The organism is Streptomyces sp. YKOK-I1, assembly GCF_054660435.1.
On the sequence record NZ_BAAGDR010000001.1, the window covers coordinates 8,941,159 to 8,967,592 of the forward strand.

A 26,434-nucleotide genomic window follows, 5' to 3' on the forward strand; every position below is an offset into this window, starting at 1 on the left:
GAGCGACACGACTGGCCGGAGGACACGATGACCACCCCACCCCCCGACCCCGCCCCGCCCACGCCGACGCCGGGCCCTCCGGACCCGTACCCGACCCCGGTGCCGACCCCCGAACCCCCACCGGCCCCGCAGCCACCGCCGATGCCGGGCCCGCCCCCGGAGCCCTCTCCGTCACCGATTCCCCCGGGCCCGGAACCAGTCCCCAACCCGGAACCGGGCCCGCCGCTGACATGAGACCGGGGGCGGCCCGAAAGGGCGCGGGGAACTGCGCGACCAGCACCCCACACCCGCACTCCTGACCAGGCGCTACGCACCCACTTCGGACCGATCCCCACCCCACAACGTGTGGAACGCCCCCTCCCGGTCCACCCTCCGGTACGTGTGCGCCCCGAAGAAGTCCCGCTGCCCCTGAGTGAGCGCCGCGGGCAACCGCTCCGCCCGCAGCGCGTCGTAGTACGCCAGCGCCGCCGCGAAGCCGGGCGTGGGCACCCCCTGCCGCACCGCGGCCACCACCACCTCACGCCAGTCGTCCTGCGCGGCCCCGATCTCCGCCGCGAACGTCTCGTCCGACAGCAGACTCGGCAGATCGGCCCGCGCGTCGTACGCCGCCCGGATCCGGTCCAGGAACGCCGCCCGGATGATGCACCCGCCCCGCCAGATCGCGGAGACCGCGCCGAGGTCGATGTCCCAGCCGTACTCCTCGCTGCCCGCCGCGATCTCGTGGAAGCCCTGGGTGTACGACACGATCTTCGACGCGTACAGCGCCTGCTCCACCCGGTCCGCGAACGCCGCCGCCTCCGCCTCGCCCAGCGGGGCCGCCTTCGGCCCGGCCAGCCCGCGGGACGCGTTGCGCAGCGCCGCGTGTCCGGACAGCGAGCGGGCGAAGACCGCCTCCGCGATCCCCGACACCGGCACACCCAGGTCGAGGGCGATCTGGACCGTCCAGCGGCCCGTGCCCTTCTGCTCCGCCTCGTCCACGACCACGTCCACGAACGGCCCGCCGGTCGCCGCGTCCACGTGCGACAGCACCTCGGCCGTGATCTCGATCAGGTAGGAGTCGAGCCGGCCCCGGTTCCAGGTGCGGAAGATCTCCGCGATCTGCGCCGGCGCGTACCCGGCGACATCGCGCAGCAGCTGGTACGCCTCACCGATCAGCTGCATGTCGGCGTACTCGATGCCGTTGTGGACCATCTTCACGAAGTGCCCGGCGCCGTCCGGCCCGACGTGCGTCACACAGGGCGCGCCGTCCGCCGCCTTCGCGGAGATCTTCTCCAGCATCGGTCCGAGCGAGCCGTACGACTCCGTCGAACCGCCCGGCATGATGCTCGGCCCGTGCAGCGCGCCCTCCTCGCCGCCGGAGATGCCCGTGCCGACGAAGTGCAGGCCCTGCTCGCGCAGTTCGCGCTCCCGGCGCCGGGTGTCCGCGAAGTGCGCGTTGCCGCCGTCGATGATCATGTCGCCGGGCTCCAGGAGCGGGGCGAACTCCCGGATGACCGCGTCGGTCGGCTCCCCGGCCTTCACCATGATCACCAGTCGGCGGGGCCGCTCCAGCGCCGCCACGAAGTCCTTGGCGCTCTCCGCCGCCACGAACGTTCCCTCGTGCCCGAACTCCTCCACCAGCGCGTGGGTCCGCGCCGCCGTCCGGTTGTGCAGCGCCACCGTGTAACCGTTGCGCGCGAAGTTGCGGGCGAGATTGCGGCCCATGACCGCGAGTCCCGTCACACCGATCTGCGCTGTAGTGCTCATAGGGCAGGCTCCTAGGGGTGGTGCCGGTCTGTTTCGTCCTGGGGCCCATCCTTGCGGGTTTCCCGCTCCCCTGCGCGCACCGGGAGCGGCTGATTGCGGTCTTGTCACGGGCTGTGAACGGCCCGTACTTTTGCCCCTCCTGACGCTTGTCGAGGGGGAACTCCATGGCCGTACGCGGCCGGCACCGCCGGTACCAGCCGAACAGGATCAACCGGGCCTCACTCACGGTCACCGCGGGCGGCGCCGGTATGGCGATACCGCTCATCGGCGCCGGGGCGGCCCAGGCGGCCGACGTGGACACCTGGAACAAGGTCGCCGCCTGCGAGTCCAGCAACAACTGGCACATCAACACCGGCAACGGCTTCTACGGCGGCCTCCAGTTCACCCAGTCGACCTGGGAGGCGTACGGCGGCAAGCGGTACGCGCAGCGCGCCGACCTGGCCACCAGGGACCAGCAGATCGCCGTCGCGGAGAAGGTCCTGGAAGGCCAGGGCCCCGGGGCCTGGCCGGTGTGCTCGGTACGGGCCGGACTGGCCCGGGGCGGCGACACCCCCGACATCCACCCGAACGGCACCTCCGGCGGCACCTCCGCCAAGCAGTCCAAGTCCGCCAAGTCCGCCAAGTCGGCCAAGACGTCGCTGAAGGACGTACAGCCGCAGGCCACGCCCCAGTCCCGGGCCGGTACCGCCGAGATGTACACCGTCGTCCGCGGCGACACCCTCTCCGGCATCGCCGACACCGAGGACGTCAAGGGCGGCTGGCGGCGGCTCTACGCCGCGAACCGGAGCACGATCGGCGCCGATCCCGACCTGATCCTGCCGGGCCAGCGGCTGAGACTGAGCGCCCCGGCCGACACGAAGGCCCCCAGGACGAGCCCGAGCACGTCCAGATCCCGCACCGAGAAGGAATCCGACGCCGACGACAAGGCGAAGACCGGCCATTCCCTGGTCGCCCCCGTCGCCGCGGCCACCGGGACCCCGTACCACGCGACCGGCTCCTCCTGGTCGAAGGGCTACCACACCGGCGTCGACTTCCCCGTCCCCACCGGGACCTCCGTGAAGGCCGTCGCCGCGGGCACGGTCGTCAGCGCCGGTTGGGGCGGGTCCTTCGGCTACCAGGTGGTCATCCGGCACGCCGACGGCCGCTACACCCAGTACGCCCATCTGTCCGCGATCTCCGTGCGGGACGGGCAGTCGGTGGGCGGCGGGCAGCGCATCGGGCGCTCCGGCTCCACCGGCAACAGCACGGGCCCGCATCTGCACTTCGAGGTGCGGACGGGGCCCGGTTTCGGTTCGGACGTCGACCCGCTGGCCTACCTGCGGGCCGGCGGCGTCAGGATTTGACCCGCACCCGATGCCGGTCGACGGCCGGCATCGGGATGTACGTCGCGCTCCAGAGCGGGCTCTGGAAGAAGACCATCGGCCGGTCGGCCGGGGCCGGCGCCTCGGCGAGGTCGTCGAGGTTCCCGATGTCCTCGAGAGACTCCCCGGCCGGGACGAGAGGCTCCCCGGCCTGGACCGGTACGAGCGGCTTCTCCCACCGCTCCGCCTTCTCCTGCCGCATGCCGTCCCGCATCTCCACGGCGGCCAGCAGATCCTCCGGCAGGTCCGCCATGAGCGGCGCCGACGCGGTGTCCACGGCCGTCAGAGCGGGCCGCGCCGCCTCCTCCGGTGCGGCCACAGCCCCGGCCACAGCGGATCCTCCTTGAAGACGCTCGGTGGTCAGCAGGATGAGCCCGCCCGCCGCCACGACTGCGCAGCCCAGGGCGAGCACGGTGCCCGTCGTGCCGTACCGGAACGTCTCGCCGAACATCGTGATGCCGACCGCGGCGGCCACCACCGGGTTGACCACGGTCAGCGTGGCCAGCGGCGCCGCTAGGCCCGCGCCCCGGTAGGAGGCCTGCGACAACAGCATGCCCGCGGTGGCCAGCACGCCGATCACCGCGAGGGAGGGCACGTCGGCCGTCGAGACCCCGCCGGTCCAGTCGACCGCGACGGTCTTGGTGAAGACGGACGACATGCCGAAGGCTATGCCGGAGGCGGTCGCCAGCAGCATGCTGCGCACCGCCGGATGCCGATGCGCGGCTCGCCCGGCGACCATCAGGGCCACCACCGCGCCGGCGGTCACCACGGCCACGCTCACCCGCTGCGCGGTGCTCAGCGACTGCGCGTCCGAGGCGCCGACCAGGGAGAGCAGACCGGCCAGACCCACCGTCGCCATGATCGCGCCCCGCCAGGCCGTCGCCCCGGCCCTGCGGCCGACGAACAGCGCGGCCATCGGCAGCGCGAACACGATGGTCAGAGCCCCCAGCGGCTGCACCAGGCTCAGCGGGCCGTAAGCCAGCGCCACCACGTGCAGCAGACCGCCGAGGCCGTTCAGCACGACCGCCGCCCACCAGCCGGGGCGGCGCAGCGGCGCGTACTCCCCGTCCGGCGAGGACACCGCGACCTGCTCCTGCACGATCGCGCCGGAGGCGTACGCCACGGCGGAGACCAGCGACAGGACCACGGACAACGCGAGGGCGCTCATGAGCTGCTCCTCTGCGTGAGGCCGGGGCCCGGGACCCGGCGCGGCGAACGGTCGGCTTTCATAACCAACACGATGCCTTGTCGATCTGTTCCCGTCGTCGTACCTGAGCACTCAATGCCTCCTACTGCCGATGGAGTACGACGGGACCACCGTCCTCCCTCAGACGGGTGACGTCTGAGGGATCCCCCTGATGTCGGCTACGGCCGCCCTTGGTACTACTGCACGTCGTGGACCTCGACCCCCGGCTCGCCGCGCTGCGCCCGCTCGGCGGCTTCTTCGTCCTACGCGCGGCCGCAGCACCGCCGCGCCCGCTGCCGACCCTCGCGCAGGCCTACGCAAACCTGTCGTCGGATGTTTACGGAAATGTGCTGACTTTCCGTGTCCGGAAGGTGAGCCGGGCGCTGCGGGCCCCCGAGGAGCGGATCGGGGCCTCCGTGGCCCAGCAGGGGCTCGCGGCCCGGCTGTGGTCGGCGGCCCTCGGCTGCGCCGTCCTGTACGGCGCGCTCCCCGACCTCGATCCGCGGCTGCTGCGCTGGGACCCGGACGGCAGCGCGCCCGACGACCTCTGGCTGACCGAGGTCAGGGAGCTGCCCGGGGACGCCCCGACCCTCGCCGCCGCCGTACTGGACGGCCACCTCGCACCGCTGTCGGCGGCCCTGCGCGCCCACCACCGCGTCGCGCCCGGTCTGCTGCGGGGCAACGCCGCCTCCGCGCTGGCCGGGGCCGCCCGGCAACTGGAGCAGTGGGCGCGGGCGCACGGGCGCCCCGGGGCCGCCGCACGCGCGCGTGCCCTCACCGCCGAACTGTTCACCCACCCCCTCCTCGCGGACACCGGCGTCCGCGCCGGCACCGCCTTCCGCCGCCGCAGCTGCTGTCTCTACTACCGGGTGCCCGGCGGCGGAGTCTGCGGTGACTGTTGCTTCACACGACCCCCGCGCTCTTCCCCGCGCGCCCCGTCTGGGTGACCATGAAGGGAGCCAGCCGCTGAGAATGGGGGGTTCCGGGTGCGTGTGGGACTGCTGACCCGGGAGTACCCCCCGGACGTGTACGGCGGCGCGGGCGTCCATGTCGAGTTCCTCGCCCGGGAGTTGCACCGGCTCGTCGACCTCGACGTGCACTGCTGGGGCGAGAGCTCCCTCAGGGAGCGCGCGGAGGGCGTCCAGCGCCACCGCCCCTGGTCCGCCCTGGACGACGCCAACGACGCGCTGCGCACCTTCTCCGTGGACCTGGCCATGGCCGCCGCCCTCGAAGGCCGTGAACTCGTCCACTCCCACACCTGGTACGCCAACCTGGCCGGCCATCTCGCCAAGGAGCTGTACGGCGTCCCCCACGTGGTCACCGCGCACTCCCTGGAGCCCCTGCGCCCCTGGAAGGCCGAGCAACTCGGCGGCGGCTACGCCCTGTCGAGCTGGGCCGAGCGGACCGCGCTGGAGGCCGCCGACGCGGTGATCGCCGTATCGGCGGCGATGCGCGAGGACATCCTCACCTGCTACCCCGCGCTCACCCCGGAGCGGGTCCACGTGGTGCACAACGGCATCGACACCGGCATCTACCGCCCGGACCACGGCACCGACGCACTGGCCAGGATCGGACTGGACCCGGACCGCCCCTACGTGCTGTTCGTCGGCCGCATCACCCGCCAGAAGGGCGTGCCCCATCTCCTGCGCGCCGTACGGGACATCGACCCGGCCGCCCAGGTGGTGCTCTGCGCGGGCGCCCCCGACACCCCGGAGATCGACCGGGAGTTCCGCGACCTGTTCGCCGGACTGAGCCGCGCCCGCGACGGCGTGCACTGGATCCCGCGCATGCTCCCGCGCCCCGAGGTGATCCAACTCCTCACCCACGCGGCCGTGTTCGTCTGCCCCTCGGTCTACGAGCCGCTCGGCATCGTCAACCTGGAGGCGATGGCCTGCGGCACCCCCGTGGTCGCCTCCCGGGTCGGCGGGATACCGGAGGTCGTCGAGGACGGGGTGACCGGCCTCCTCGTACCGGTCGACGAGGAGGCCGCCGTGTTCGAGGCGGGGCTCGCCCGGGCGCTGGACACGGTCCTGGGGGATCCGGCGGCCGGACGCCGGATGGGTGAAGCCGGGCGGGTGCGCGCGGTGCACGAGTTCGGCTGGGACGCCGTGGCCCGGCGGACGGTCCGGCTGTACCAGGAGATCGTCAAACAGGCGTAGCGGGCCCCGTGGCGGGGCATCCATGGGTTCCAACCAGGGTGAGGGGAGCGGCCAATGCGTCGTGGTGGACCTTCTGTGCTCGGCATCGTGCTGGCGGGCGGCGAGGGCAAGCGCCTGATGCCCCTGACCGCCGACCGGGCCAAACCGGCCGTCACGTTCGGCGGCACGTACCGGCTCGTCGACTTCGTGCTGTCCAACCTCGTCAACGCCGACATCCTGCGCATCTGCGTGCTCACGCAGTACAAGTCGCACTCGCTGGACCGGCACATCACCACCACCTGGCGGATGTCCAGCCTGCTCGGCAACTACGTCACCCCGGTGCCCGCCCAGCAGCGGCTCGGCAAGCGCTGGTACCTGGGCAGCGCCGACGCCATCCTCCAGTCGCTGAACCTGGTCTACGACGAGCGGCCGGAGTACGTCGCCGTCTTCGGCGCCGACCACGTGTACCGCATGGACCCCCGCCAGATGCTCACCCAGCACATCGACAGCGGCGCCGGGGTCACGGTGGCCGGGATCCGGGTCCCGCGCAGCGAGTCGTCCTCCTTCGGGGTGATCACCCCCGGCTCGGACGGTCAGACGATCGAGAACTTCATGGAGAAGCCCGCCGACCCGCCCGGCCTGCGGGACGAGCCCGACACCGTGTTCGCCTCGATGGGCAACTACCTCTTCACCACCAAGGCCCTCATCGAGGCCCTCCAGCGGGACGCCGAGGAGGAGGACTCCGTGCACGACATGGGCGGCTCGATCCTGCCGCAGCTCACGCGGCGCGGCGAGGCCCAGCTGTACGACTTCAGCTCCAACCACGTCCCCGGCGAGACCAGCCGCGACCAGGGCTACTGGCGGGACGTCGGCACGCTCGACGCGTACTACGACGCCCATATGGACCTGATCGCCGAGCGCCCCGCCTTCAACCTGTACAACCGCAGCTGGCCCATCTACACCCACTCCAACCAGCTCTCCCCGGCCCGCTTCAACGCGGGCGGCATGGCCAGCGAGTCGATCATCAGTGCGGGCTGCCTGATCCGCGGCCAGGTCACCCGGTCCGTGCTGTCGCCCGGTGTCCGGGTCGACCCGGGGGCGGTCGTCCAGGGCTCGATCCTGCACGACAACGTCCACATCGGCCGGGGCGCGGTGGTGCGCGGCGCGGTCCTCGACAAGAACGTGGAGGTGCCGCCGGGCGCGACCATCGGGGTCAATCCCGAGCGCGACGGAGAGCTGTACACCGTGTCCGAGAACGGGGTCATCGGCCTCGGGAAGGGACAGCAGGTGTCATGAACTTAATCGGCTGTTAACTGTGCGTAGCCTGAACATGCTTGACCGTGATCGCCTCCAAGGGGTTGACTGCTGCCTCACCCGTCGTCGACGCGAGGCAAGCCCTTGTCTGCTGATGATCTTCTGGCACCCCTCGACCTGGCGTTCTGGAACATCGAGTCCTCCGAGCACCCGATGCACCTCGGTGCCCTCGGGGTCTTCACCGCGCAGTCGCCCACCGCGGGCGCCCACGCGGCCGATCTGCTCGCCGCGCGCGCGGCGGCCGTCCCCGGGCTGCGCATGCGCATCCGTGACGTGTGGCGGCCCTTCGATCCCGTCCTGCCCCTCGACCTGCGGCGCCCGCTCGCCATAGGCGGTGCGGTACGCGAGAGCGACCCCGACTTCGACCCCCACCGGCACGTCCGGCTGCACGCCCCCACGGCCGACTTCCAGACCGCGGCCGGACGGCTCATGGAGCGCCCCCTGGAGCGCGACCGCCCGCCCTGGGAGGCGCACGTCCTGCCGGGCGAGGACGGCCTGTCCTTCGCCGTGCTGTTCAAGTTCCACCACGCCCTCGCCGACGGACTGCGCGCCCTGACGCTCGCCGCCGCCGTCCTGGACCCCATGGACCTGCCCGCTGCCCGGCCGCGCCCCGCCGAGCCCGCCCGGGGCCTGATCCCCGATGTGCGCAGACTCCCCGGGCTGCTGCGCGGCGCCGTCTCGGACGTGGGGCGCGCCCTCGACATCGGCGCCTCCGTCGCCGTGTCGCGGCTGGGCGTACGCTCCACCCCCGCCCTCGCCGCCGCGCCCACCGGCACCCGCCGCACCGCCGGGGTGGTCCTCGACCTCGACGACGTGCACCGCGTCCGCAAGGTGGTCGGCGGCACCGTCAACGACGTCCTGATCGCCGTGGTGGCCGGCGCCCTGCGCAGCTGGCTGGACGAGCGCGGCGACGGCAGCGAGGGTGTACGCCCCCGGGCGCTGATCCCCGTCTCCAAGCGCCGCCCGCGCACCGCACACCCCCAGGGCAACCGGCTCTCCGGGTACCTGATACGGCTTCCGGTCGACGACCCCGACCCGCTCGGCCGGCTCGCCCAGGTCCGCACCGCCATGGACGCCAACAAGGACGCGGGGCCCGGCCGGGGCGCGGGCGCCGTCGCCCTGCTCGCCGACCACGTCCCGGCGCTCGGCCACCGGCTCGGCGGACCGCTGGTCAGCCAGGCCGCCCGGCTCTGGTTCGACATCCTCGTCACCAGCGTCCCGCTGCCGAGCCTCGGTCTGAAGCTCGGCGGCAACCCGGTCACCGAGGTGTTCCCGTACGCCCCGCTGGCCCGCGGCCAGTCCCTGGCGGTCGCCGTCTCGACGTACCGCGGCCGGGTCCACTACGGGCTGGTCGCCGACGGCGAGGCCGTCCCCGATCTCGACCGGTTCGCGCACGCGCTGACCACCGAGGTGGAGACACTCATCACGGCCTGCGGTTCCTGACCGGAACGGGTTTGGAGGAGAGGCCCGGCGCTCCGTAGACTTCCCCGTTCGAAAGCGGGCGCGGTCGGAGCGCCGCACTTCTCAGCAGGGAACAGCAGCGCGATGACGGTGACAGAGGACGGCTCGGCCGCCACCGAGGAGACGGTCTACGGCCCCGGCATCGACCCCGAGCGGCTGGCCGTCTGCCTCGGCGTGCTCGAGGAACTCGACAAGCTGGAGGTCGACCACCCGGACGCGATCGCCGTGCGCCGGGCCACCGCCGGTGTCTACCGCACGGTGAAGCAGCGCCGCCGCCAGGAGCGCCGGGCCTCCAAGACCGCCCATGACAAGGCGGTCACCGAGTCCACCGCGACCGGCTCCGCGCAGCGCATCGACGACGAGACCGAGGGCATCCTGCCGTCGTCCGTCACCGAGGCGGGCCGGATCGCCGGGATACTCCAGCGCCCGCGCTCCTGCTACACCTGCAAGACCCGCTACGTCGAGGTCGACTACTTCTACCACCAGCTCTGTCCGGACTGCGCCCGGCTGAACCGCGCCAAGCGGGACGCCCGCGCCGACCTCACCGGCAAGCGGGCCCTGCTCACCGGTGGCCGCGCCAAGATCGGCATGTACATCGCGCTCCGGCTGCTGCGCGACGGCGCGCACACCACGATCACCACGCGCTTCCCCAAGGACGCCATCCGCCGTTTCAAGGCCATGGACGACTCCGCCGACTGGATCCACCGGCTGGAGGTCGTCGGCATCGACCTGCGCGACCCGGCGCAGGCCGTGGCCCTCGCCGAACAGGTGTCCGATGCGGGTCCGCTGGACGTGCTGATCAACAACGCCACGCAGACCGTACGGCGCCTGCCGACCGCCTACGCCGCGCTGGTCGACGGCGAGAGCGCCCCGCTGCCCGCCGGTGAGCTGCCCGCCCACCACGTCATCGGCGCCTTCAACTCCGGCGCGGTCGACGGACTGGCCGCGCTGCCCCTCGGCACCAGCGGTCTGGACGCGCAGAAGGTCGCCGACCTCGCCCTGGTCGCGGGCAACGCCAGCGTCGCCCGGCACCTCGACGGCACCGCCATCGACGCGGGCGGGCTCGTCCCCGACGTCGTCGACAGCAACACCTGGGTGCAGACCATCGAGCAGATCTCCCCGGTGGAGCTGCTGGAGACCCAGCTGTGCAACTACACCTCGCCGTTCATCCTGATCAGCAAGCTGCGGCCGGCGATGGCCGAGGCGGCCCGGCGGGCGGCCAGCGGGCGGTCGTACGTCGTGAACGTGTCCGCCATGGAGGGTGTCTTCGGCCGGGGCTACAAGGGCGCGGGGCACCCGAACACCAACGCCGCCAAGGCCGCGATGAACATGGTCACGCGGACCAGCGCGCAGGAGATGTTCCAGACCGACGGGATCCTGATGACCTCCGTCGACACCGGGTGGATCACCGACGAGCGGCCCCACTTCGACAAGCTGCGGCTCGCCGAGGAGGGGTTCCACGCGCCGCTGGACCTGGTCGACGGGGCGGCCCGGGTCTACGACCCGGTGGTGCGGGGCGAGGCCGGTGACGACGTGTACGGGGTCTTCCTGAAGGATTATTCGCCGGGCAAGTGGTGAGTTCTTCGGGTGCGGGTTGTGGGGGGTTGCTCGCGCAGTTCCCCGCGCCCCTTCAGGTTGCGGTGCGTGCCGCCCTCACGCGGGTGCCGCCGTCCACCAGGAGATCAGTGCCCGTGATCCATTGCGCCGCATCCGAACACAGCCACAGCACCGCCTGCGCCACGTCCTCCGGTTCGCCGATGCGGCCGAGGGGGAGGTCCGCCGCGATGGCCCTCTCCTTCGGCTCCCAGACGAACCGTGCCATCTCCGTCCGTACCAGGCCGGGGGAGACCGAGTTGACCCGGACCGCCGGACCGAGTTCGCCGGCGAGCTGCTGGGTGAGGTGGAGGAGGGCGGCCTTGCTGGTGCCGTAGGCGCCGACGCCGGGGCCCACGTGGCCCGCGCCCTCCGTGCAGACGTTGATCACGGTTCCGCCGTGCTCGCGCATCCAGCCGTGCCAGGCGCACTGCGCGAGGCGCAGCGGGGCCTCGACGTTGACGGTGAAGGCCTCGCGCCACAGGGCCGGATCGGCGTCCATGAGGGGGCCGTACGGCTGGTTCGTCGCCGCGTTGTTGACCAGGACGTCCAGGCGGCCGAAGGTGCGCAGGCACAGGTCGGTGAGCGCCTCGGGGTGCCCGGGGTCCGCGACGCTCCCGGGCAGGCCCACCCCGCCCAGCTCACGGGCGGTCCGCCGGACCTCGTCGGGATCGCGGGCGCTCACGCACACCCGCGCCCCCGCCTCCGCCAGGAGCCGTGCCACCGCCCGGCCGATGCCCCGGGTGGCGCCCGTGACGACGGCGGCCCTGCCGTGCAAACCGTACGACGAGGTCATCGGCGTACGGTCTCACGGGGTGCGCTCAATCGACAGCCCCGAGACGGGAGTTGCGGGCCGCGATGAGTTCCAGGACGGTGCGCCAGTCCTCCAGGACCCCCGCGTCGACGTCGGGGGAGCGGCCGTCCTCGTCGGCCTGGTGGAGACGGGCCAGGTCGTCGTCGGTGCCGCGCCAGGGGTGCAGCCGGAGCAGATGGGCGACACGGGGGCCGAGCAGGGGGCGCACGGCCTCCGCGGTGCGCTCGGCGCGGCCGGTGGGGTCGGCGGGCCGCAGGAGGTGGCCGATGGGGTGGACCAGGCCGGTCAGCTGGAGCTCCTTGTCCGCGGGGCGGCTTCGGCGCAGCAGCGCCGCCGTCTGGAGCGCGTGGTCGTGCAGGTCGACCCCGTGAGCCGGACCGCCCGGGGACTCCGGCACGCCCCGGCACGCGTACAGCAGGTCCATCAGCTCCTCGACGCCGCGCAGCTCCATGCGTCAGTCCTCCCGCGAGACAGCCGTTCGGTACCTCAGCAGATCATGGCGTGCTTGCGACGGGGCGAACGGCACTTGAACGACGCGGCCGACCGTCGCCCGGACGGGTCCAGATACGCCGGACGGGTGAACTCGACCGGCGCGAAACCACCGAAAAGGGTTCAATTCACCTACGTGGAGCCGTAGGTGACACGCCATGGTTACCTCAAATTTTCGACGCTATCGAGCGGCACCCCGCTCATTTGGTTAGTCTGTAGCGACGGACAGCAGGACGGAGTGCCACCCACACCCACCGTCCGTCCGGGGCAAGCCGGTTCACAACGGCCAGCTCTCCTGGGAGTCACGGCACCACCGCGTAGCCATCGGCTCCAGCCCGACCCGAGGGAGCGTTAAGCGCCGGACCGCAGACTGGCCGGCACGCCCCGAGGGTGACCCGACACATAAGGAGTGCGCGGTGACACCGGAGAAGACCAATCGCGAACAACGCCCCAAGGAACGCACGGAGCGCGCCGGCCGCAGGCCCGGCGAGATCGGCAGCCTCGACGTGTGGGCGCGCTCCGCCCCGATCCGCCTGGCCGGTTACGAGGACGACCTCGCCGAGGACCACATCCTGCCCAGCGTGGACTGAGCCGCCCGGCCCTGCGCCGCTCGCGCTCAGTCGAGCGGCGCTGTCCGCGTCCAGGGGCGCAGCCCCTCCAGCTGCTCCGCGACCCGCAGCAGTTCCGCCTCGGCCCCCGGCCGCCCCACCAGCTGGACGGCGGCCGGCGCCCCCGAGGGCAGGGTGCCGAACGGCACCGCCATCGCGGGCCACCCGGTCAGGTTCCACGGCGGGGTGAGCGGCGAGTAGTTCGTGTTGACCAGCACATTGCGCAGCCAGCCCCGCTCGTGCCAGGCCTGCGACCTCGGTGAACGCCGGGCCAGTGCCGGTGTGAGCAGGACGTCGTACTCGTCGAAGAACGGCTCCAGGCGCCGGCGCAGCTCCTCCCGCGCCGAGCCGCCCCGCACCCCGTTCAGGAACCGCCGGCCGAGGGCCGCGTGCACCCGGGTGCGCCGGGTCAGCAGCCGGGGGTCCAGGGGGGCCGCGTCCACGGCCGTGCCCGCCGTCCAGTGCGCCAGCGAGGTCACCCCCAGTGACAGCGGGTAGCTCGGGTCGGCCCGCCGTACCTGATGGCCCGCCTTCATCAGCACCCCGGCCGCGTCCCGCGCCGCGTCCGCGTACGGGGCGCTCACCGTGACCCCCGCCAGCGGGCTGCGCACCGACACCGCGATCCGCAGCGCGCCGGGCTCGCCGTCCTGCCGTACGGCCCCCGTGTCGTCCGCCAGGACCGACAGCATCAGCCGGGCGTCCTCGACCGTCGTGGCCAGCGGGCCGTTCTCCGACATCCCGAACCAGTCGCCGTCGCCTATCCCCGCCGGCACCACCCCGTGCCCCGGCTTGATGGTCACCAGACCGCAGTTCGCGGCGGGTATGCGCAGGGAGCCCATGCCGTCGTTGCCGAGCGCGATCGGCACCATCCCCGCGGCCACGGCCGCCGCGCTGCCGCCGGAGGAGCCGCCCGCCGTGCGCGAGGTGTCCCAGGGGTTGCGGGCCGTGCCGTGCACGCCCTCGGTGGTGCCGAAGACACACAGCTCCGGCACGTTGGTCAGCCCCACGACCACCGCGCCGGCCTCCCTCAGCCGGGCCACGGTCACATGGTCGGCGCCGGCCGGTGTGTCCGGGGTCGCGGCCGAGCCGACCCGCGTCGACTCGCCCCGCACCGGCAGATTGTCCTTGACCGCCACCGGCACCCCGGCCAGCGGCAGTTCGGCCAGGTCGGACCGGGCGGCCACCTCGTCTGCCTCGGCGAGCGCGGCCTCCGCCCGCACCACCCGGAACGCCCCGATCCGGCCGTCCAGGCGTTCGATCCGGGCGAGGTGCTCCGCCACCACCTCCCGCGGGGTGACCCGCTTCTCCCGCACGGCTGCGGCGATCTCGACGGCGGTCCGGCCGACCCAGGTGGTCACGGCGACTCCTCGGTGCTTCTGGTGGGTACGTGGTGCTACTGGTGAGTACGTAGGGAGAAACCATGCCCGGCCGGGCGGCCCGCGTCGAGAGGCCGCCGGGGAAATCGGTCAGGAACCCACCTGCGCCCGCAGCCACTCCTCCACCTCGCCGACATGCGCGGCCGCCGCCGCGCGGGCCGCCTCCGGATCGTGCGCGGCGAGCGCGCGGTGGATCGCGGCGTGCTCGCGCCGGGTGCGCTCGAACGCGCCCTCCTCGCGGTAGCCGCGCCACACCCGGGCCCGGAACGTGCGCGAGGACAGGCCCTCCAGGATCGCCGCCATCGTCTCGTTGCCCGCGGCCCCGGCGATCGCCCGGTGGAAGGCGAGATCGTGGGCGAGGATCTCCTCCGGGTCCTCGGTGGCGTTCATCGCCGCCAAGTGCCCTTCCACCACGGCCAGTTGCGTGGGCGTGATCCGGGCGGCGGCCAGCGCGGCCGTCGTCGACTCCAGGATCCGCCGCACCTCCAGCAGCTCCACCAGACGCGGCCCGCGCGAGAGATCGGCGACCACCCCGAACGTCTCCAGCAGATCACCGGCCTGCAGCCGGGTGACGTAGATCCCGGAACCGTGCCGCGCCTCCAGCACGCCGAGGACCGTCAGCGCCCGGATCGCCTCCCGCATCGAACTGCGGGAGATGCCCAGCTGGGCCGCGAGATCGCGCTCGGTCGGCAGCCGCTGGCCCGGCTCCAGCAGCCCCTCGCCGATCATCGCCTTGATCCGCTCGATGGCGCGCTGCGTCACCGTGCCCTTAGGGGCGGTGCTCCCGCTCTGCCGCGGCTCGTCCACGTGCTCTCCTCCTCGCCGGTCCGCGCAGTCTAGCCAGGGATGTGGTCCGACCACTTGGGTCAATACCGCCCCTTGATCCCGGTCGGGGGCTGTCGCGGCGGCGAAGTGGTCTGATAAATATGCGGCTGTCGTACGAAGCACGTCAGATGAGGAGCCGGCCGATGGCCCCGCCGACCACCGCCCGCGTCACCGCGGTCGAGACCCACGACATCCGCTTCCCCACCTCGCGCGAGCTCGACGGCTCCGACGCGATGAACCCGGACCCCGACTACTCGGCCGCCTACGTCGTGCTGCGCACCGACGCCGCCGACGGCCACGAAGGGCACGGCTTCACCTTCACCATCGGCCGGGGGAACGAGGTGCAGGTCGCCGCCATCGACGCCCTGCGCGCCCACGTGGTCGGCCGGTCCGTCGACGCGCTCTGCGCCGACCCCGGCACCCTCAGCCGCGACCTGATCGGCGACAGCCAGCTGCGCTGGCTCGGCCCCGAGAAGGGCGTGATGCACATGGCGATCGGCGCGGTCGTCAACGCCGCCTGGGACCTCGCCGCCAAGCGCGCGGACAAGCCGCTGTGGCGGCTGCTCGCCGAGGCCGACCCCGCCTGGCTCGTCAGCCAGGTCGACTTCCGCTACCTCACCGACGCCCTCACCCCCGACGACGCTCTCGCCCTGCTGGTGCGCGGCAGGGAGGGCGCCGCCGGCCGCACCGCGCACCTGCTGGAGCGCGGCTACCCCGCCTACACCACCTCCGCCGGCTGGCTCGGCTACGACGACGAGAAGCTGACCCGGCTCGCCGTCGGGGCTGTCGCCGACGGCTTCCGGCAGATCAAGCTGAAGGTCGGCGCGGACCTCGCCGACGACATACGGCGCTGCCGCGCCGCCCGCGCCGCCGTCGGCCCCGGCATCCGGCTCGCGATCGACGCCAACCAGCGCTGGGACGTCGACGAGGCGATCCGCTGGACCCGCGCCCTCGCCGAGTTCGACCCGTACTGGATCGAGGAACCCACCAGCCCCGACGACATCCTGGGCCACGCCGCCGTCCGCCGGGCCGTCGCCCCGGTCAGGGTGGCCACCGGCGAACACGTCCACAACCGTGTCGTCTTCAAGCAGCTCCTCCAGGCCGGCGCCCTCGACGTCCTCCAGCTCGACGCCGCCCGCGTCGGCGGCGTCAACGAGAACCTCGCGATCCTGCTGCTCGCCGCCAGGTTCGGCGTCCCGGTCTGCCCGCACGCGGGCGGCGTCGGCCTGTGCGAACTCGTCCAGCACCTGTCGATGTTCGACTACGTCGCCCTCACCGGCACCACCGAGGACCGCGTCATCGAGTACGTCGACCATCTGCACGACCACTTCCTCGACCCCGTGGTGATGCGCGCGGGGCACTACACGGCCCCCACCGCGCCGGGGTTCTCGGCGGCCATGCGCCCCGGGTCGATCGAGCGGTACACCTACCCGGGCGGCACCTTCTGGGCCGCCGACCTCGCCGTACGGAAGGAGAACGAGGCGTGAGCGACTTCGCGGGGCTGAGTGCCCTGGTGACCGGTGGCGCGTCCGGCATCGGCCGGGCCACCGCCGCAACTCTGGCCGAGCGCGGCGCCCGGGTGGCCGTCCTCGACCTGGACCCCTCCGGCGTCGACAAGCCGATCCTCGGGTACCGCGCCGACGTCACCGACGACACCTCCGTCCGGGAGGCGGTCGCGGCGGCCGTCGCCGACCTGGGCGGTCTGGACGTCCTGGTCAACAACGCGGGCATCGGCGCCCAGGGCACCGTCGAGGACAACGACGACGCCGAATGGCACCGCGTCCTCGACGTCAACGTGATCGGCATGGTCCGGGTGGCCCGCGCCGCCCTGCCCCACCTCCGGCGGTCGCCGCACGCCGCGATCGTCAACACCTGCTCCATCGCCGCCACCGCGGGCCTGCCCCAGCGGGCGCTCTACAGCGCGACCAAGGGGGCCGTCCTCTCGCTCACCCTCGCCATGGCCGCCGACCACGTCCGCGAGGGCGTCCGGGTCAACTGCGTCAACCCCGGCACCGCCGACACCCCGTGGGTCGGCCGGCTGCTGGACGCGGCCGACGACCCGGCCGCCGAACGCGCCGCGCTGGAGGCCCGCCAGCCCACCGGCCGCCTGGTCAGCGCCGCCGAGGTCGCCGGGGCCATCGCCTATCTGGCGAGCCCCCTCTCCGGCGCCACCACCGGCACCGCGCTCGCCGTGGACGGCGGAATGCAGGGCCTGCGGCTGCGCCCGGCGGCGACCCGATGACCGGCCAGGGCCGCAGCGGCGACCCGGTGGCCGCCGTCGGCCGCAGCGGCGACCCGAGGCCCCTCCTCGGCCACAGCGCCGTCCCCGTCACCGGCCTCGGCCTCGGCGCCGCACCCCTCGCCAACCTCTTCACCGAGGTCACCGACGAACAGGCCCACGACACCGTCGCCGCCGCCTGGCGCCACGGTGTGCGCTACTTCGACACCGCACCGCACTACGGACTCGGCCTCTCCGAACGCCGCCTCGGCGCCGCCCTGCGCGAGCACCCGCGCTCGGCGTACACGGTGTCGACCAAGGTGGGCCGCCTCCTGGAGCCCCACCCGGACGGCGGCGACGACCTCGCCGACGGCTTCGCCGTGCCCGCCACCCACCGCCGCGTCTGGGACTTCAGCGCCGACGGCGTACGGCGCTCCCTGGACGCCTCCCTCGAACGCCTCGGTCTCGACCGCGTCGACGTCGTCTATCTGCACGACCCCGACGACCACGCCGAACAGGCCTTCCGCGAGGGCTACCCCGCCCTGGAGAAGCTGCGCTCCGAGGGTGTGGTCGGGGCGATCGGCGCGGGCATGAACCAGGCCGAGATGCTCACCCGGTTCGTCCGCGAGACGGACGTCGACGTGGTGCTCTGCGCGGGCCGCCACACCCTGCTCGACCAGCGTGCCGCCGCCGAACTGCTGCCGGCGGCCGTCGAACGGGGCGTGTCCGTCGTCATCGGCGGCGCCTTCAACTCCGGGCTGCTCGCCGACCCCGGCCCCTCGGCCACGTACAACTACGCACCCGCCCCGCCCGAACTGCTCGACAAGGCGCTGCGGATGAAGGCGGTGGCCGGCCGGCACGGCATCACGCTGCGCGCCGCCGCCCTGGCCTTCTGCGCCGCCCATCCGGCGGTCGCGAGCGTCCTGGTCGGCGCCCGCTCGGCGGCGGAGGCCGACGACTGCGCGGAGCAGTTCGCCACCCCGGTCCCCGACGCCTTCTGGCAGGAGCTGCGGGACACCGGACTGCTTCCGCCCGAGGAGCCGTCATGAGAATCGCCCTGCACACCAAGGTCCGCGCCGACCGGATCGACGCCTACGAGTCCGCGCACCGCGAGGTGCCCGAGGAGCTGACCGACGCGATACGGGCCGCCGGGGCCTCCTCCTGGACCATATGGCGCAGCGGCACCGACCTCTTCCACGTGCTGGAGTGCGAGGACTACGCCCGACTCCTCGCGGAGCTGGAGAAACTGCCGGTCAACGTGGCCTGGCAGGCCCGGATGGCCGAACTCCTCGACGTGGTCCACGACTACTCCGGCCGCGGCGCCGACGCCGGCCTGCCCGTCGTATGGGAGCTGCCGTGACCGTGGACGCCCACCACCACGTGTGGGACCTGTCCGTACGGGACCAGGACTGGATCGGGGCGGGCAGCCCGCTCCGCCGCGACTTCACCCTCGCGGACCTGGAACCCGCGGCCCGTGCGGCCGGGGTGGACCGTACGGTCCTCGTCCAGACGGTCACCGTGGCCGAGGAGACCCCCGAGCTCCTCGCGCTCGCCGCCACGCACCCGCTGATCGCGGCCGTCGTCGGCTGGACCGACCTCACCCGCCCGGACACCGCCGACGCACTCGCCCGGCTGCGCGGACTCCCCGGCGGCCGGTACCTCAAGGGCGTCCGCCACCAGGTCCAGGGCGAACCCGACCCCGGCTGGCTGCTGCGCCCCGACGTCCAGCGGGGCCTGGCGGCCGTGGCGGCGGCGGGCCTGGTCTACGACCTCGTCGTCCTCCCGCACCAGCTCCCCGCCTGCGCCGAGGCGGCCGCCGCCCTGCCGCAGCTCACCTTCGTCCTCGACCACCTGGGCAAACCCCCCGTCGCCTCCGGCGCCCTGGAACCCTGGGCCTGCGACGTGCGCGCCCTCGCCGCCCTCCCCAACACCGTCTGCAAGCTCTCCGGCCTGCTCACCGAGGCCGACCCCGCCCACCGGAGCACGGAGGACCTGCGCCCGTACGCCGACACCGTCCTGGACGCCTTCGGCCCGGACCGGCTGATGTTCGGCTCGGACTGGCCGGTGTGCACGCTCGCGGCCCGGTACGAGGACGTCGTCACCCTCACCGCCGGGCTGGTGAACCCCGCCGAACACGGGCAGCTCTTCGAGCGCACCGCCGTACGCGTCTACGACCTGTGAGCCGCCGCCGTCAGCCGGGTCGGTGGCAGGTACTCCCTCACGTAGGTGCGGTGCCAGCACGCGCCCGTCTCCCGCAGCTCCCGCCAGGTGGTGTACCGGTAGCGGAAGAGCCGGGCGCGGACGTACCGCGGTGGCTCGCCGGGCGGGAACGGTGAGCGGCGCAGCAGCCTCAGGGTGTCGCGGTCCTCCGCCAGCAACCGTTCCACCAGCGCGCCGAACCACGGTCCGGCGTACGCCGGGGAGAGCGCCGCGAACCACATCAGCCAGTCCAGCCGCAGATGGCAGGGGGCGAACTGGCGCGGCCAGTACCGGGGATCGCCCGGCTTGCCCTTGAACTCGTACTCCCGCCAGTCCGATTCCTCGCGCGGTACGTCGTCCCGGGTGCCCTCGACCACCACCTCGTAGCGGATCCGGCTCACGCTGCCGAACGCGCCGTACGTGTTGACCAGGTGCAGCGGATCGAAGGAGCGGTTCATCACCTGGCGGCGGGAGAGCATGTTGACCACCGGGCGGTGGCTCAGGAAGACGAGCACAGCCGCCGCCACGAGGACCACCACCTCGTACCAGAGCGGTGGGCCGGCGAGCCGCCGGTGGTCCGTGGGCAGGGAGAGCGCGGGCACGGCCAGCACCACCGTGATCCAGTTCAGCCAGGCGAAGTTCCCCGACAGGATCAGCCACAGCTGGGTCAGGATCATCAGTGCCGCGGCCGCCGTGGCCACCGGCTGCGGCGCGAACAGCAGGAACGGCACCACGAGTTGGGTGACATGGTTGGCGGCCGCCTCCACCCGGTGCAGCGGCCCCGGCAGATGATGGAAGAACCAGCTCAGCGGGCCGGGCATCGGCTGGGTCTCGTGATGGTGGTAGAGACAGGTCAGCTTCCGCCAGCAGGCGTCGCCCCGCATCTTGATCAGCCCCGCCCCGAACTCCACCCGGAACAGCAGCCAGCACACCAGGAAGAGCACCACGACCGGCGGGTCCACCTCGTCGTTGCCGAGGAACACCGCGAGGAACCCGGTCTCCAGCAGCAGCGACTCCCAGCCGAAGGAGTACCAGGTCTGGCCGACGTTCACGATCGACAGATACAGCGCCCACGGCACCAGCCACAGCAGCATCCCCGCCCACAGCGGGACCAGCCCGTCCAGCCCCGCCAGCAGTGCCGCCGCCACCGCACACCCCGTCCAGGCGCAGCCCGCGAACAGCCGGTCGGAGTAACGCCACTGGAACAGGCTGGGCGCCGCCCGGAACGGCACCCGCTCGACGTAACGGGGGACCGGCAGCATCCCGCGCTCGCCCAGCAGCGCGCGGAACTGGAGGGCCGCCGTCAGGAACGCCACCAGATACACACCGGCCAGCGCCCGCTGGAACAGCAGTCGGCTCAGCCAGTAGTCGGGTGCGGTGAACCAGTCCACGGCGGTGCGCTCCTTCGCGTTCGTTGCGACCATCGTGACGGGGCGTGATCCCTCCCTCCGTTTGCGTCACCCTCGTGAGTGAAGCAGACAATGGAGGGCGAATCATCCAGATCCTTCGGGAGGCAGAGGTGCGAGTACCCGTTGCGACCCTCACCGCCTGCGCCCTCGCGGCGGTGCTCCTCGTGGCCGGCCGCAGTGGCGCGGAGGAGAACGGCACCCCGCCGGATGCCGGGGTCGTCCTCCCGGCGACCGGGGAGCAGGACCTCTCCGGGGATCTCGGGCCCGAGACCGTCCCCGAGATCCCCGACCTGCCCGACGGCGGCGGGCTGGTTCCCGACGGACCCGACGAGTCCGACACCACCGAGCTGGTCGACGGCGTCGCCCTCGACTGAGACGCCGTACGGCCCCCGGTCGAAGAATCGGACGAATCCTGGCAAGGTGGCCCCATGGTTGATCGGGGAGCGAGCGCCCTGTCACTCCCGGACGACTGGCCCGCCCACCCGGATCCGATCCTGGCGCTCAACCGCATGGGCAGCTTCGACTGGGACCTGGACTCGGGGCAGTTCCACATGGACGCCCGGGCCCATGAGATCTTCGATCTGCGGCCCGACGAATACGACGGCGACCCCGCCTCCCTCGCCGTGCGCGTCCCGCCCGGCGAGGGCGAACGCCTGGACGAACTGGTCTCCCAGGCCATCAAGGACGGCAGCGAGAACTACGGCGCCTACTTCCGGATACGGCTGCGCGACGGCGCCCTGCGCTGGACCCACACCCAGGGCTACATCCGCCGCGACGGCACCGGCCGCCCCCGCCGGATCGTCGGCATCATCCGCGACGCCACCGACGAGCTGAGCGACCTCGCCGCCCGTGACGAGGCGGCCGCCCTCGACGACGCCCGCCGCGAGCAGACCAACGTCGTCCAGCTCACCACGGCCGCCCTCGCCCACGCCCGGACCGTGCAGGACGTCATCGACGTCCTCAAGGACACCCAGGGCCTCACCCACCTCGGCGCCACCAGCCTCGTCATGGGTCTGGTCGAGGCCGGGCGGATCCGGCTGGTCGCCGAGGGCCCCGAGGGCAGCTTCGTCCCCGGCACCCTGGTCACCCGGATCGACGAGCCGTACCCGATGAGCGAGGTGGTGCGCACGCTCACCCCGCGCTTCATCGAGTCGGCGGAGGAGTTCGCGGCCGGCTATCCCGTGCTGTGGCCGCACATCACCGACCTCAGGATCACCTCGGCGGCCTATCTCCCGCTGATCGTCCAGGCCCGCCCGATCGGCGCCATGGGCCTGCTCTACAGCAACCGCGAGGGCTTCACCCAGGAGGAGCGCAACATCCTCGTCGCCCTCGGCAGCAGCATCGCCCAGAGCCTCCAGCGTGCGATGTTCTACGAGCAGGAGAAGGACATCGCCCAGGGCCTCCAGCAGGCCATGCTGCCCCGCACCATCCCCAGCGTGCCCGGCGCCGACGTCGCCGTCCGCTACCGCGCCGCCACCATCGGCGGCACCCACGGCCGGGACATCGGCGGCGACTGGTACGACCTGATCCCCCTGCCCGGCGGCCGGGTCGGCGCCGTCATCGGCGACGTCCAGGGCCACGACACCCACGCCGCCGCCGTCATGGGCCAGCTCCGCATCGTCCTCAAGGCCTACGCCGCCGAGGGCCACACCCCGGCCACCGTCATGGCCCGCGCCTCCGTCTTCCTGCACGAACTCGACACCGACCGCTTCGCCACCTGTCTGTACGCGGAGGCCGACCTGTCCACCGGTGTCGTCCAACTGGTGCGCGCCGGGCACATCGACGCCCTGCTGCGCGCCGCCGACGGCACCTGCCGGCGCGTCCACGTCCCCGGCGGGCTGCCGCTCGGGCTGTCCGCCGAGTTCGGCAGCCTCGAGTACCCGGTCGGCACCATCGAGCTCGACCCCGGACACACCCTGCTGCTGTGCACCGACGGCCTGGTCGAACAGCCCGGCACCGACGTCGACGACGGCATGCGGGGCCTCGCCGCCCTCGTCGCCGCCGGCCCCGACGACGTCCGCAGACTCGCCGACCAGCTCATCGACGTCGCCGAGGAGCGCGGCGGGGACGACGACGTGGCGCTGCTCCTGCTGCGCCGGCGCGGACTCGACACCCCGCAGACCGGCGGACGGCTCCAGCAGCATGTCGCGCCGGGCGACCCCGAGGCCCTCACCGCCGCCCGGCACATGATCCGGGCCGCCGTGCGCGCCTGGGGCGCCCGTGACTGCGCCGACGAGATCGAACTCGTCGCCGACGAACTGATCACCAATGCCCTCATGCACACCGAGGGCGCCGCGATCGTCACCCTGCGGGTCCTCGGCGGCGGCGACCGGCGGCTGCGCGTGGAGGTCGAGGACTCCTCCAGCGCCCTGCCGCGCCGCCGCGAGGCGGGCGAGAACGGGGTCTCCGGACGCGGGCTGCTCCTGGTGGACCTGCTCACCGACGTGTGGGGCGTGGAGGCGCGCGGCGGCGGCAAGTGCGTGTGGTGCGAGTTCGTCGTGCGTGAGCGCGACTGACCTCCGTGGCACCCTGGACCCATGCCGGAACTTCCCGAGGTCGAAGCGCTGAAGGACTTCCTGACGGAGCACGTCGTCGGCCATGAGATCGTGCGCGTCCTGCCGGCCGCCGTCAGCGTCCTGAAGACGTACGACCCTCCCGTCACCGCCGTCGAGGGGCACGAGGTCACGGCCGTGCACCGGTACGGCAAGTTCCTCGACCTGGAGACGGACGCGGGCCTCCATCTCGTCACCCATCTCGCCCGGGCCGGCTGGCTGCACTGGAGGGACCGCCTCCCCGACGGCCCGCCCAAGCCCGGCAGGGGCCCGCTCGCCCTGCGGGTCGCCCTGGAGACGGGCGAGGGCTTCGACCTCACCGAGGCCGGCACCCAGAAGCGGCTCGCGGTGTACGTCGTCCACGACCCGCAGCAGATCCCCGGAGTCGCCCGACTGGGCCCCGACCCGCTCGCCGCCGGCTTCGACGAACCCCGCCTCGCCGGGCTCCTCACGGGTGAACGCCGGCAGCTCAAGGGCGCGTTGCGCGACCAGAGCCTGCTCGCGGGCGTCGGCAACGCCTACAGCGACGAGATCCTCCACGCGGCCCGGATGTCCCCGTTCAAGCTCGCCGCCTCCCTCACCCCGCCGGAGATCCACACCCTGTACGAGGCCCTGCGCACCACCCTCACCGAGGCGGTCGAGCGGTCGAGGGGGCTGGCCGCCGGGCGGCTGAAGGCCGAGAAGAAGAGCGGGCTGCGGGTCCACGGCCGTACGGGGGAGGCCTGTCCGGTGTGCGGCGACACCATCCGCGAGGTCTCCTTCAGCGACTCCTCGCTCCAGTACTGCCCCACCTGTCAGACCGGCGGCAAGCCGCTCGCCGACCGGCGGATGTCACGGCTGCTGAAGTGACACGGCTGTCGAAGTGACACCCGGGCGGCGCCAGGAACCGGCTCACCAGATGCTGTTGGTGATCGGGTACGCGATCGCCATGACCACGCCCACGACCAGCGCCGGTACGGCCAGCAGCCGCGCCGTCCAGACCACGGACGTCGTGGTGCTCGCCGTGGACGCCGGGTAGCGGCGGGGGCGGACCGTCAGGTCGCGCCCGGCGAGGGCGCACAGCAGCAGCGCCACCGCCGCCGTGACCAGCGAGACGACGAGCGCGGGGAGCATCCCCGAGTCACTGATGTGCTGTCCGAGGTCGCCCTTGACGTCGTGCAGCGCCTGGACGGCCGTCTTCGCCTTGTACACGGCCCGTGCCGCGGTGCCCACCGAGGCGACGGCCAGCACCAGTGCGACCCCGGCGAGCACCGGCGCCCGCTGTGCGGGCCGCGCCTGCTCGCGGCCCCCGGTCCCGGCCGGGGCCCGGGGCGCCGCCTCGGCCACGGGCGCCCGTCGCGGCCGGGGCGTCCGCCGGGTCGCGGGTTCCGCGGGAGCGGGCACCGGCGCGGGCTCACGGACGGGCGGGATTCCATGGACCGGCGTGGCAGCCGCGCCCGGACGGCCCGGGGCGCCCTCGGTCCCGCCCGTGCCTGTGGCCCCGCCTGTGCCTGCGGTCCCGCCTGTGCCTGCGGTCCCGCCCGTGCCTGCGGTCCCGCCCGTGCCTGCGGCCCCGCCGGCGTCCCGGCCCGCACGGTCCTCGCCCGGGATCCGTGCCGCCGTACCGCTCCGCGGCGGGGCCGGGCGCCCGGCACCACCCGCGGTTCCCGCGTCCGTCGGGGTCCCGCCCTCACCGGCGCCGTCCGAAACGGCAGGGTGCCCTCCCTCTCCGGTGTGCTCCCGCAGCCCGCCGGGCACCGCGTGGATCCCGCTCCGCCCGTCCCGCCGCGCCTCCTGCTCTTCCTCCTCGGCAGGCCCGGCAGGTGGGGTCTTCTCCAGAGGCCGTCGCAGCGCCGCAGGCGGCGGCGGTTCCGGCTCGGGGGCGGGCAGCGGGGCGGGCGCCGGTACGATCTCCGCCTCCACCTGGAGGGTCGCCTCGCCGGTGACGACGCCCTTCAGCAGCAGCTCGCCGCTCAGCCGGCCCGCCCGGGAGGTCTCGACGCTGATGTCCAGGCCCTCGGGCGACTCCTCGGCCCGTAGCCAGCCGCCCGCCTCGGCGACGGGATGGGGGGTGCAGGCGCGGGCCAGGGGCGGGCCGAGCAGCTGGACCGGCCGGTGCGGGGTCTCGGAGTCCTGCGGCACCCGGCCGAAGTCGATCCGCACCGGATCGGGCCGCGGTTCGACGTCGGCCAGTGCCTTGCGCGCCTCGTCCGAGACCACCCGGATGTCGTTCTGGACGAGTTCCTCCAGGGCATCGCACGCGCCCAGCGCCTTGGCGAGGTCGGTGCTCTCCAGCCAGGCGCGCAGTTCCGCCACCGCGCCCAGCCGGGTGTAGAAGTTGGCGGCCCCCATGGCCTTGCGCAGGGCGGGCGGCAACGGCTTGGCCACGATCCGCCGCCGTCGGCTGTGGGCGAGGTACATGTCGCCCTGCATGTCGACGGTGCGGCCCGGGGTCTGGTGCGGGCTCTGCCGCCGGACATGGTCGAAGACGTACTCGTACAGCTCGTCCAGGGACACCTCGCCGTCCGCGTCGAGGTCGGCGTCCCCGGTGGCCAGGCCCTCCACGACGGCGTGGGTGAACACGGAGGGCCGCGGGGCCGCGGTCCGGGTGAGCTGGGCGCCCTCGAAGGCGTACTCCATGGAGTTGGAGGCGGTGATCACGGCCCAGCCCCGTCCGCCGCCGAGCTTCTCCCCGGCGAACGACTCCAGCACATGGACGTCCCCCGCGGCACGGACCGAGGACGAACCCCGGGAGAACGCGCCGCCGTAGCAGCAGTCGAGGAACAGCACGGTCCGCCTGGCCCGGGTGCGGAACATGCAGTGCCGGACGAACTGCGCGGAGACCGCAGTCGCCTCCAGCAGCCGGGGTTCGGTGTCCCGGGCCGCGAAATACAGGGATCCGGATTCGCTTTTCAGGCCGTGGCACGAGAAGTGCAGCATCAGCGTGTCCTCGCGCCCGCCCTCGGAAAAGAAACGCTCGATGCCACGCCGGATGGCGTCCACCGGTTCATTTCTCAACACTTCCACATCGAAATCGCCGACCTCCGGATCGCCCAGGACTTCCGCGAGGGACACGGCGTCCTGCGCCGGTGCCCGCAATTGTCCGAGGCCCTGGTCGTCGTACCGGTCGTTGGCGATGATCAGCGCATGCCGGGTGGTGGTCATG

The 26,434-nt window shown here is 73.1% G+C and carries 23 protein-coding genes; 15 read left to right on the top strand and 8 right to left on the bottom strand.

The window, feature by feature from the left end; translation table 11 throughout:
- Nucleotides 1-306: 306 nt before the first annotated feature.
- Nucleotides 307-1,746, bottom strand: a complete 1,440-nt coding sequence (gndA, locus tag ACYQ8Q_RS39760) for an NADP-dependent phosphogluconate dehydrogenase (RefSeq protein WP_460071636.1) — start codon at nucleotides 1,744-1,746, stop codon at nucleotides 307-309.
- A 164-nt stretch (nucleotides 1,747-1,910) separates the two neighbouring features.
- Between gndA and ACYQ8Q_RS39765 the strand changes: the two genes are divergently transcribed.
- The gene (locus tag ACYQ8Q_RS39765; protein ID WP_460071638.1) at nucleotides 1,911-3,089 is read left to right on the top strand and encodes a transglycosylase family protein; all 1,179 of its coding nucleotides are present in this window, start codon (nucleotides 1,911-1,913) and stop codon (nucleotides 3,087-3,089) included.
- Here the strand turns inward: ACYQ8Q_RS39765 and ACYQ8Q_RS39770 are convergent.
- Entirely contained in the window at nucleotides 3,079-4,275 is a 1,197-nt protein-coding gene (locus ACYQ8Q_RS39770; RefSeq protein WP_460071639.1) for a DMT family transporter, read from the bottom strand. The two genes, ACYQ8Q_RS39765 and ACYQ8Q_RS39770, sit on opposite strands and share 11 nt — an antisense overlap.
- A 227-nt stretch (nucleotides 4,276-4,502) precedes the next feature.
- On the opposite strand from ACYQ8Q_RS39770, the gene ACYQ8Q_RS39775 reads away from it, so the two are divergent.
- The 5 genes from ACYQ8Q_RS39775 (at nucleotide 4,503) to ACYQ8Q_RS39795 (ending at nucleotide 10,784) form a co-directional block, all read left to right on the top strand.
- Nucleotides 4,503-5,240 (top strand): (2Fe-2S)-binding protein, encoded by a 738-nt coding sequence (locus tag ACYQ8Q_RS39775; protein ID WP_460071640.1) that lies wholly within the window; start codon nucleotides 4,503-4,505, stop codon nucleotides 5,238-5,240.
- Nucleotides 5,241-5,279: 39 nt separating this feature from the next.
- Entirely contained in the window at nucleotides 5,280-6,452 is a 1,173-nt protein-coding gene (glgA, locus tag ACYQ8Q_RS39780; protein WP_460071641.1) for a glycogen synthase, read from the top strand.
- Between the two features lie 54 nt (nucleotides 6,453-6,506).
- Nucleotides 6,507-7,727: a glucose-1-phosphate adenylyltransferase gene (glgC, locus tag ACYQ8Q_RS39785; RefSeq protein ID WP_460071642.1), complete on the top strand. Its 1,221-nt coding sequence runs from the start codon at nucleotides 6,507-6,509 to the stop codon at nucleotides 7,725-7,727.
- 102 nt (nucleotides 7,728-7,829) lie between these two features.
- Nucleotides 7,830-9,188, top strand: coding sequence for a wax ester/triacylglycerol synthase family O-acyltransferase (locus ACYQ8Q_RS39790; RefSeq protein ID WP_460071644.1), 1,359 nt, complete (start codon nucleotides 7,830-7,832; stop codon nucleotides 9,186-9,188).
- Between the two features lie 102 nt (nucleotides 9,189-9,290).
- Nucleotides 9,291-10,784, top strand: a complete 1,494-nt coding sequence (locus tag ACYQ8Q_RS39795; RefSeq protein WP_460071647.1) for an SDR family NAD(P)-dependent oxidoreductase — start codon at nucleotides 9,291-9,293, stop codon at nucleotides 10,782-10,784.
- A gap of 52 nt (nucleotides 10,785-10,836) precedes the next feature.
- Here the strand turns inward: ACYQ8Q_RS39795 and ACYQ8Q_RS39800 are convergent, their stop codons facing one another.
- Both ACYQ8Q_RS39800 and ACYQ8Q_RS39805 read right to left on the bottom strand, forming a co-directional pair.
- Nucleotides 10,837-11,595: an SDR family oxidoreductase gene (locus ACYQ8Q_RS39800; RefSeq protein ID WP_460071649.1), complete on the bottom strand. Its 759-nt coding sequence runs from the start codon at nucleotides 11,593-11,595 to the stop codon at nucleotides 10,837-10,839.
- A 25-nt stretch (nucleotides 11,596-11,620) separates the two neighbouring features.
- Nucleotides 11,621-12,064, bottom strand: a complete 444-nt coding sequence (locus tag ACYQ8Q_RS39805) for a hypothetical protein (protein WP_460071651.1) — start codon at nucleotides 12,062-12,064, stop codon at nucleotides 11,621-11,623.
- A 454-nt stretch (nucleotides 12,065-12,518) separates the two neighbouring features.
- On the opposite strand from ACYQ8Q_RS39805, the gene ACYQ8Q_RS39810 reads away from it, so the two are divergent.
- Nucleotides 12,519-12,692 carry a hypothetical protein gene (locus ACYQ8Q_RS39810; protein WP_107103433.1) on the top strand — a complete coding sequence of 58 codons (174 nt, stop codon included), beginning with the start codon at nucleotides 12,519-12,521 and terminating at the stop codon, nucleotides 12,690-12,692.
- 26 nt (nucleotides 12,693-12,718) lie between these two features.
- Here ACYQ8Q_RS39810 and ACYQ8Q_RS39815 read toward each other — a convergent pair whose 3' ends face one another.
- Together ACYQ8Q_RS39815 and ACYQ8Q_RS39820 are read right to left on the bottom strand one after the other, a co-directional pair.
- The gene (locus tag ACYQ8Q_RS39815; RefSeq protein WP_460071653.1) at nucleotides 12,719-14,068 is read right to left on the bottom strand and encodes an amidase; all 1,350 of its coding nucleotides are present in this window, start codon (nucleotides 14,066-14,068) and stop codon (nucleotides 12,719-12,721) included.
- Between the two features lie 108 nt (nucleotides 14,069-14,176).
- Nucleotides 14,177-14,893 carry a FadR/GntR family transcriptional regulator gene (locus ACYQ8Q_RS39820; protein WP_460071655.1) on the bottom strand — a complete coding sequence of 239 codons (717 nt, stop codon included), beginning with the start codon at nucleotides 14,891-14,893 and terminating at the stop codon, nucleotides 14,177-14,179.
- A 161-nt stretch (nucleotides 14,894-15,054) separates the two neighbouring features.
- Here ACYQ8Q_RS39820 and ACYQ8Q_RS39825 point away from each other — a divergent pair, with 161 nt between their 5' ends.
- From ACYQ8Q_RS39825 to ACYQ8Q_RS39845, 5 genes are read left to right on the top strand one after another with little or no spacing between them, the layout of a single operon-like run.
- A complete protein-coding gene (locus ACYQ8Q_RS39825; protein WP_460071656.1) occupies nucleotides 15,055-16,398 on the top strand; it encodes an enolase C-terminal domain-like protein in 1,344 nt (447 codons plus the stop codon).
- Complete coding sequence (locus tag ACYQ8Q_RS39830; protein ID WP_460071658.1) at nucleotides 16,395-17,153, top strand: SDR family NAD(P)-dependent oxidoreductase; 759 nt, start codon at nucleotides 16,395-16,397, stop codon at nucleotides 17,151-17,153. Before ACYQ8Q_RS39825 ends, ACYQ8Q_RS39830 begins: the two co-directional genes overlap by 4 nt.
- Complete coding sequence (locus ACYQ8Q_RS39835; RefSeq protein ID WP_460071660.1) at nucleotides 17,150-18,178, top strand: aldo/keto reductase; 1,029 nt, start codon at nucleotides 17,150-17,152, stop codon at nucleotides 18,176-18,178. The genes ACYQ8Q_RS39830 and ACYQ8Q_RS39835 overlap by 4 nt, the downstream gene beginning before the upstream one ends.
- Nucleotides 18,175-18,489, top strand: coding sequence for an L-rhamnose mutarotase (locus tag ACYQ8Q_RS39840; RefSeq protein WP_460071662.1), 315 nt, complete (start codon nucleotides 18,175-18,177; stop codon nucleotides 18,487-18,489). The genes ACYQ8Q_RS39835 and ACYQ8Q_RS39840 overlap by 4 nt, the downstream gene beginning before the upstream one ends.
- A complete protein-coding gene (locus ACYQ8Q_RS39845) occupies nucleotides 18,486-19,310 on the top strand; it encodes an amidohydrolase family protein (protein WP_460071664.1) in 825 nt (274 codons plus the stop codon). Before ACYQ8Q_RS39840 ends, ACYQ8Q_RS39845 begins: the two co-directional genes overlap by 4 nt.
- On the opposite strand, the gene ACYQ8Q_RS39850 is transcribed toward ACYQ8Q_RS39845, so the two are convergent.
- Entirely contained in the window at nucleotides 19,298-20,719 is a 1,422-nt protein-coding gene (locus ACYQ8Q_RS39850) for a lipase maturation factor family protein (RefSeq protein WP_460073679.1), read from the bottom strand. The two genes, ACYQ8Q_RS39845 and ACYQ8Q_RS39850, sit on opposite strands and share 13 nt — an antisense overlap.
- A 128-nt stretch (nucleotides 20,720-20,847) precedes the next feature.
- Here ACYQ8Q_RS39850 and ACYQ8Q_RS39855 point away from each other — a divergent pair, with 128 nt between their 5' ends.
- From ACYQ8Q_RS39855 to ACYQ8Q_RS39865, 3 genes are read left to right on the top strand one after another with little or no spacing between them, the layout of a single operon-like run.
- Nucleotides 20,848-21,111, top strand: a complete 264-nt coding sequence (locus ACYQ8Q_RS39855; RefSeq protein ID WP_460071666.1) for a hypothetical protein — start codon at nucleotides 20,848-20,850, stop codon at nucleotides 21,109-21,111.
- A gap of 54 nt (nucleotides 21,112-21,165) precedes the next feature.
- Nucleotides 21,166-23,253: a SpoIIE family protein phosphatase gene (locus tag ACYQ8Q_RS39860; protein WP_460071668.1), complete on the top strand. Its 2,088-nt coding sequence runs from the start codon at nucleotides 21,166-21,168 to the stop codon at nucleotides 23,251-23,253.
- Nucleotides 23,254-23,274: 21 nt separating this feature from the next.
- Nucleotides 23,275-24,138, top strand: coding sequence for an Fpg/Nei family DNA glycosylase (locus tag ACYQ8Q_RS39865; RefSeq protein ID WP_460071670.1), 864 nt, complete (start codon nucleotides 23,275-23,277; stop codon nucleotides 24,136-24,138).
- 42 nt (nucleotides 24,139-24,180) lie between these two features.
- On the opposite strand, the gene ACYQ8Q_RS39870 is transcribed toward ACYQ8Q_RS39865, so the two are convergent.
- Nucleotides 24,181-26,433, bottom strand: coding sequence for a caspase, EACC1-associated type (locus ACYQ8Q_RS39870; protein WP_460071672.1), 2,253 nt, complete (start codon nucleotides 26,431-26,433; stop codon nucleotides 24,181-24,183).
- Nucleotide 26,434 lies beyond the last annotated feature (1 nt).

Coding starts and splice junctions, on each gene's coding strand:
- gndA (WP_460071636.1), bottom strand. CDS start 1,746: ATGAGCACTACAGCGCAGATCGGTGTGACGGGACTCGCGGTCATGGGC.
- ACYQ8Q_RS39765 (WP_460071638.1), top strand. CDS start 1,911: ATGGCCGTACGCGGCCGGCACCGCCGGTACCAGCCGAACAGGATCAAC.
- ACYQ8Q_RS39770 (WP_460071639.1), bottom strand. CDS start 4,275: ATGAGCGCCCTCGCGTTGTCCGTGGTCCTGTCGCTGGTCTCCGCCGTG.
- glgC (WP_460071642.1), top strand. CDS start 6,507: ATGCGTCGTGGTGGACCTTCTGTGCTCGGCATCGTGCTGGCGGGCGGC.
- ACYQ8Q_RS39795 (WP_460071647.1), top strand. CDS start 9,291: ATGACGGTGACAGAGGACGGCTCGGCCGCCACCGAGGAGACGGTCTAC.
- ACYQ8Q_RS39800 (WP_460071649.1), bottom strand. CDS start 11,595: ATGACCTCGTCGTACGGTTTGCACGGCAGGGCCGCCGTCGTCACGGGC.
- ACYQ8Q_RS39805 (WP_460071651.1), bottom strand. CDS start 12,064: ATGGAGCTGCGCGGCGTCGAGGAGCTGATGGACCTGCTGTACGCGTGC.
- ACYQ8Q_RS39825 (WP_460071656.1), top strand. CDS start 15,055: ATGGCCCCGCCGACCACCGCCCGCGTCACCGCGGTCGAGACCCACGAC.
- ACYQ8Q_RS39835 (WP_460071660.1), top strand. CDS start 17,150: ATGACCGGCCAGGGCCGCAGCGGCGACCCGGTGGCCGCCGTCGGCCGC.
- ACYQ8Q_RS39840 (WP_460071662.1), top strand. CDS start 18,175: ATGAGAATCGCCCTGCACACCAAGGTCCGCGCCGACCGGATCGACGCC.
- ACYQ8Q_RS39860 (WP_460071668.1), top strand. CDS start 21,166: ATGGTTGATCGGGGAGCGAGCGCCCTGTCACTCCCGGACGACTGGCCC.
- ACYQ8Q_RS39865 (WP_460071670.1), top strand. CDS start 23,275: ATGCCGGAACTTCCCGAGGTCGAAGCGCTGAAGGACTTCCTGACGGAG.
- ACYQ8Q_RS39870 (WP_460071672.1), bottom strand. CDS start 26,433: ATGACCACCACCCGGCATGCGCTGATCATCGCCAACGACCGGTACGAC.